Origin of the sequence: uncultured Lutibacter sp. (genome assembly GCF_937891065.1) — a bacterium.
Classification (GTDB): domain Bacteria; phylum Bacteroidota; class Bacteroidia; order Flavobacteriales; family Flavobacteriaceae; genus Lutibacter.
On the sequence record NZ_CALAEQ010000143.1, the window covers coordinates 1 to 4022 of the forward strand.

General features: G+C 27.5%; 5 protein-coding genes. 4 read left to right on the top strand and 1 reads right to left on the bottom strand.

Features of this window, described 5'->3' with window-relative positions; all coding sequences use genetic code 11:
* Positions 1 to 363: 363 nt before the first annotated feature.
* Complete coding sequence (locus Q0352_RS07860; protein WP_299526216.1) at positions 364 to 1275, bottom strand: DUF4382 domain-containing protein; 912 nt, start codon at positions 1273 to 1275, stop codon at positions 364 to 366.
* 465 nt (positions 1276 to 1740) lie between these two features.
* Between Q0352_RS07860 and Q0352_RS07865 the strand changes: the two genes are divergently transcribed.
* From Q0352_RS07865 to Q0352_RS07880, 4 genes are all read left to right on the top strand, one after another.
* Complete coding sequence (locus Q0352_RS07865) at positions 1741 to 2199, top strand: sigma-70 family RNA polymerase sigma factor (protein ID WP_299526219.1); 459 nt, start codon at positions 1741 to 1743, stop codon at positions 2197 to 2199.
* 18 nt (positions 2200 to 2217) lie between these two features.
* Positions 2218 to 2769: a hypothetical protein gene (locus Q0352_RS07870; protein WP_299526223.1), complete on the top strand. Its 552-nt coding sequence runs from the start codon at positions 2218 to 2220 to the stop codon at positions 2767 to 2769.
* 89 nt (positions 2770 to 2858) lie between these two features.
* Complete coding sequence (locus tag Q0352_RS07875; protein ID WP_299526226.1) at positions 2859 to 3281, top strand: hypothetical protein; 423 nt, start codon at positions 2859 to 2861, stop codon at positions 3279 to 3281.
* Positions 3282 to 3369: 88 nt separating this feature from the next.
* Positions 3370 to 3981 carry a hypothetical protein gene (locus tag Q0352_RS07880; RefSeq protein WP_299526229.1) on the top strand — a complete coding sequence of 204 codons (612 nt, stop codon included), beginning with the start codon at positions 3370 to 3372 and terminating at the stop codon, positions 3979 to 3981.
* Positions 3982 to 4022: the final 41 nt, after the last annotated feature.

Sequence of the window (4022 nt, forward strand, 5' to 3'; positions counted from 1 at the left end):
AATAATTCCTTTTTGGTCAGCACAATGTATTAGGATTGTTAAATCACCCATGTTTAATTTTTTTTCAAATATAGTTGAAATTACATTTTTACTTATACTTAGGAACAGTATTATAACCGTTTTGTTTTTAGTCTTTCTTTAATTGTGCTACTATTTAAAAAATATATACATACTTTGATAAGCAAAAAAAAAGAACTGACAAGCATCTTGAGGCATTTCTTCTTCTTTTTTAAATCCACAATGAGGACAGATAATAGTTGATTTTAATTGAACATCTATTTTATAAATTTTTGTGATACTAAATTTAGTAAAAAAAGCCACTCTATGAGTAGCTTTTGATTCAAAAATTATAAATATTTTTAATTAGTTAGAAAGAATCATAGAAAAATCTACCATCATTATTAAACCAGCCGTCATATTAAGAGTTCCCATATTTACTTCATTTCCAACAGAATTCATTGTATAACCATCCATTTCTACTTTAATAGTATAATCTCCAACAGGTATTCCGATAAGAGAATAATTTCCATCAATGTCAGTATGAGTTGTTGTATAAACGGTGTTATTTTGCATTAGTGTAACCGTTGCATTTGCTAAATTTTCAGTTGTTCCATGAACAGTTCCTTGTATTGTTCCAGCATTTAACATATTAACAAAACGCATGGTTGGGTTAAAAGTAAAACCTGTCATGCTCATCATCATATTAGCGCCCATACCAGAAAAACCAACACCTTGCAAATTAAATGAATGGTCAATATCAAGATCCATTAAAAAGTCATTTTGACTGTTAGCCATAATGTCCATAAAGTGATCTAAAGTGATGTCAATGCTGCCTTTTTGATCGTTAAACATCATACTGCCACCTCCCATCATATTACCGCTACCTATAGAACCAGATTGGCCCATATCATAGGTAAAAGATGTGCCATCATTCATCACCATTTCTGTGGATGAAATATATAGGCGGAGTGTGTCATATTGCCCTTCTGGGATATCCATATTGGTTAATGTTTCTGTTATTCCGTTAACCAAATCAAGCATATTATAAGTTGTTGTTTGGCTCATAATAACAATAAAAGAATTGGCATCGACGGCATTGCCTAACTCTATTTTATCTATGGTAATATTTGCTTCCATAAACTGGTTATAATGCATAGGCGCATCAGTTAGTTTTAAGGTTACGTTTCCAAAAGTCTCTAGAGGGGCGATGTCATTTGAACAACTTGTTGCAAATAATAAAATTATTGCAACTGCGAATAAATTAATTTTTTTCATTTTGAATGATTTTAATAAAAGTTATAATTATTTTTTTTATGAGTCTAAAACTCAATTTATTATTAGACCCGCCTTATTGTAAAAAGTTTGGATTTAATTTTTTTAATTTAAATTTTGAAATGTTTTTATTGTTGAAGTGTATCACACACACAAAAAAAAATTCAAATAGAATAATTAAACATGCACTAAAACCTCTTTTAATAATTGTATATTTAATGCCAACTAAAAACAAATTATTTATATTCATACATTTTTTTTATATTAGTTTAAAACTATTTCTAGTTTTACAGGTCTAAACATTATAGTATTATAAAAGGGATTCCTTTTATTTAAACATTTGAATTAACAACTTGACAGACGAAGCCGGTTTTATAATAAAGTTAACTAACAAAAAGTATCAAGATGAGGCATTTAAGAAATTACTAGACCTTTATCAAGAAAGGCTGTATTGGCCATATCAGAAAGTTGGTTATTACACATGAGAACGCAAATGATGTATTACAAGAAACATTTTTAAGAGTGTATAAAAGCCTGCCTAATTTTAAACAAAATAGCACATTACATACTTGGATGTATAAAATAGCTTACAATGAGTCGATTCGGTTTTTAGAAAATAATAAAAAGAAATATTATATTTCATTAGATGATGTAAGTGACAAGTATTTGGATAATCTTATGGAAGATGATTATTTTGATGGAAATGAAATCCAATTAAAGCTACAGCGTATTTTATCAAAATTACCCGAAAAGCAACGACATATATTTCAGCTAAAATATTATGACGAATTAAAATTCAAAGAAATTGAAGCTATTATAGGAGTTAATGAAAATACTATAAAAACATCATATTATGCGGCTGTTAAAATTATTGAAAGTAACATTCATTTAGTTGATTTGCATGCTATAGAAAATGAAAAATATTAATTATAAAATTAAATTAATATGAAAACTACAAAATTAGATTCGATTGATAAAAAAAATCAAAAAAAGCATACCCATGATTTAGGGCTACAGCTACCGAAAGATTATTTTTCTAATTCGAAGGAAGCCATTACAGCTAAAATAGCTTCTCAAAAAAGAGGTAAATTAGTGCTATTCTCCAGAAAAAATATATTTTGGGCTGCTGCTGCAAGCATTATTTTGTTATTTGCTGTTGAGTTTTTTAAACCCAACAAATTTGAAACAACTAGTCCTTCAACCAACTTTGTTTCTGATTCTGATAATGCTTTACGAAATGAAAGTTTAACAAACAATACCCTTAGTGCATCCACTGAAGATGTTTTATTAACATCTCTTTTTATAGATGACAGCCACGTTAATGAGTATATAGCCAACTATATAAAAGAAGAAATTATCACTAATATGCTTAATTTAATTACACCAAATGAGGATGTTTTATTATCATCTCTTTTTATAGACGACAACCATGTTAATGAATATGTTGACAATTTTATTAGAGAATCAATTATTGCTAATGTGCTAAATGCTAAATAATTTAGATGAAGTAATGTAAAACTATTTTCAAAAATTAAGGTCTAATTAGTAAACTATTAAAAAAGATAAAACAATTTAAAAAATAAAAAATGAAATCACTTAAAACAATTTCTACACTTTTATTCTTATTATTTCTAGGAATTTCAAGTGTACAAGCTCAGAACAATGATGTTATGCAAAACCTAACAAAAGAACAGCAACAACTCATTAAACAACAAAAAGAATTAGTAATTGCTAGCAGAAAAGCTTTCAAAGCAACTCTTACAGCTGAACAATTAGCAATTTTAGATAATAAAGCCCTTACAAAACAAGAAAGGCTTAAAAATTTGATTTCTACATTTACATCGGAACAAAGAAAGTTAATGGCCAAGAATAAGGCGAGTAATGATGCGCTTAAAGAAAACTTTAAAAATTCAATGACTACTGAACAACGACAACATATGCAGTCTCAAAATATGAGTAAAATGCACGAAATGAACTCAGAAACAAGTGGTCATAAAAAACACAATTAAAATCAAATTTCAGGAAAAATAGTTCCAAATTAAATACTGTAAGTAGTTGAATTTTTTCTCATTTACTTATTTTTAATATAAATTTTTTATGAAAAAATACTTCTCTATATTTTTATTCCTTTTCGTAATGTTTTCGACATATTCTCAAATATCACCTATTACAGAAATTGAGAAAGAAAGAAATGATATTCTAGACGAGCTATTCCAAGATGATTCAACTATGGATGATTTTATAGCGGCTATTTCTAATTTTCAGGTTTTATACTTATCTACAAATTATAATAATAAAACTTATTTTTCAGGTCGAGATATAGGAATAAATCAGTACAATATAAGACCTCAAATAACGTATTTGAATTCTTCAGGAATATTTGCAAGTTTATATGGAATCTATTATAGTGGACTTCAACCAAAATGGGATGTAACTACTGCTACCTTGGGTTATGGTAAATATTTTGGCACTAATCTGCTATTTAAATATTACGCCTCTTATTCAAGATATTTTTACAACAATACTATAGGTAATATTTTTAAAAATGATATTAGTGCTGGCCTAAGTGTTCGAAATAAAAAAAGGTCTTTAGGAACACAGTTTACTGCATCTTTTTTATTTGGGAATGAACAATCGATTCAAATTTCTTCCACCAGTTATGCTAATATTAATTTGTTGAAATTAAAAAAATATAAAGGGGACCTCTAAAAATTAACTCACTATAAATCAATTGATTATTCGTATATTTA

What these genes read in the sequence shown, in the direction of transcription:
- Q0352_RS07875 (WP_299526226.1), top strand. Translation starts at nt 2,859, where the DNA reads ATGAAATCACTTAAAACAATTTCTACACTTTTATTCTTATTATTTCTA.
- Q0352_RS07880 (WP_299526229.1), top strand. Translation starts at nt 3,370, where the DNA reads ATGAAAAAATACTTCTCTATATTTTTATTCCTTTTCGTAATGTTTTCG.
- Q0352_RS07860 (WP_299526216.1), bottom strand. Translation starts at nt 1,275, where the DNA reads ATGAAAAAAATTAATTTATTCGCAGTTGCAATAATTTTATTATTTGCA.
- Q0352_RS07870 (WP_299526223.1), top strand. Translation starts at nt 2,218, where the DNA reads ATGAAAACTACAAAATTAGATTCGATTGATAAAAAAAATCAAAAAAAG.